We start from the raw sequence: 1,577 nt of genomic DNA, 5'->3' as shown, positions 1-1,577 counted from the left end.
CGAGGCCGGACCGACGGGCGGGACGACGCGACCAGCGCCGTCCCGCCGCGGTCAGGCCCGAGTCGTGTCGACGTCCGGGTCCAGGAGATCGAGTGCGTGTCGGACGATGTCCATGTAGTGCTCGATGTCCGGCAGGGACTGTCCGTTCGCCGCGACGGACAGGGAGATCGACGTGCCGACCGATCGCGCCGAGTGCGTGAGATGCACCCCGCGCACGGCGGGAAGAACTCCGTAGCAGCCGACCACCGGCGCGCCGAGCAGCGCGAGTGGCCCACGTCCGTAGCTCACGTTGCTGAGCATCGTGGTCACCGGTGCCGTCGCGGGATCGGTCGACGGTGCCCGCGTGAGGGCACCGATCACGGGAACCACGACCGAGGGCAACGCACCGAGAGGGTGTGGTGGGCCCGTGCGCTCGGTGGAGCGCGCCACCGATTCCTTCGCCGCCACCAGTGACTCGTGAATCCTGCGGAGGCGTTCCGCCGGATCCGGCACGTCGGTGTGCAGGTCGACCATCATCGGCGTGAGTTGGTTCGCGGTGGTCGCATCGGTGAGCGAGCGTGTGCTCATCGGCATCGAGATCGAGAGACTGCCCGCAGGCAACTCGCCCCGTTCCTCGAGGTACGTCGAGAGGGCGAGCGAGATGATCGCGGTGAGCATGTCGTTGACCGTCGTGCCCGGGTACGCGGACTTGACGCGCCGGATGCGGTCGAGGTCGAACCACGTCAGGTCCCACGACATGTCCGGTTCCTTGTCGCCGTTGAACCGTGTCGCGGGCACTGCGGTCGGCGCGGTCGACGACGCCGGTGGAGTCCCGGTGCGAGACCGTGTCGACCAGCGGACCGCCACCGCGGCGAGGCGCACCAGGTCGGCCGGAACGCGAGAGAGTGCCCGCACTCGACCGGGAACCGGAACCTCGGCGGTCTCCGGTCGCGGCTCAGCCGGAGTGGGGGACAACATGCGGGAGATGAGGTCGGAGGCACTCACACCGTCGATCGCGCTGTGGTGGAACTTGGCGATCATCACCGTGCCGCCGTCGGGAACCCCGTCGACACCGTGCAGGTCCACCAGGAAGTGCAGTTGCCACGCCGGCCCGGTCGTGAAGTCGAAGAACTCACGGGAGAGTTCCACCGTCCGGCGGCGCACGATCTCGACGTCGCCGTCCTGCTGGTGCGTCACGGTGACGTGCGAGTCGACGTCAGCGTCCGGGTCGTCCACCCAGAACGGGTAGTGCACGTCGCCGGGGAAACGGTGGAGCCGCTGCCGGAAGATCGGGTCGAGATGCACGATCGAGCGGGCGTAGGCCACCGCATCGGCGTGCGTACGTAGTCCGGCGCCGGGACCGGCGGCGACGTCGACGACGAAGGCGTGGATGAGGATCGCCGACGTGTGCGGCGACTCGAGATAGAGGTTGAGGGCGTCACGGGACGTCATCGGTCGCCCTCGGGCGGGGGTGGAGCGTCGTACGGTTCGCCGGAATCGGCTCACGGGGTCTCCTGTGCATGTCACATCGGGTGGTGCGGCTACCACGGTAAACGGCGTTGTCTCCGTCCAGGTGGTTCGTGCCAGGTCCCGACAAG

The 1,577-nt window shown here is 68.7% G+C and carries 1 protein-coding gene; it reads right to left on the bottom strand.

The window, feature by feature from the left end:
* Positions 1–51: 51 nt before the first annotated feature.
* Positions 52–1,431 carry a wax ester/triacylglycerol synthase domain-containing protein gene (locus tag JOE30_RS00465; protein WP_204868947.1) on the bottom strand — a complete coding sequence of 460 codons (1,380 nt, stop codon included), beginning with the start codon at positions 1,429–1,431 and terminating at the stop codon, positions 52–54.
* Positions 1,432–1,577: the final 146 nt, after the last annotated feature.

Origin of the sequence: Rhodococcus sp. PvP016, from assembly GCF_017832185.1 — a bacterium.
GTDB lineage: Bacteria > Actinomycetota > Actinomycetes > Mycobacteriales > Mycobacteriaceae > Rhodococcoides.
The sequence above is the reverse complement of the archived record's forward strand: the minus strand, read 5'-3'. Positions and strand labels throughout refer to the sequence as shown.

What these genes read in the sequence shown, in the direction of transcription:
- JOE30_RS00465 (WP_204868947.1), bottom strand. Translation starts at nt 1,431, where the DNA reads ATGACGTCCCGTGACGCCCTCAACCTCTATCTCGAGTCGCCGCACACG.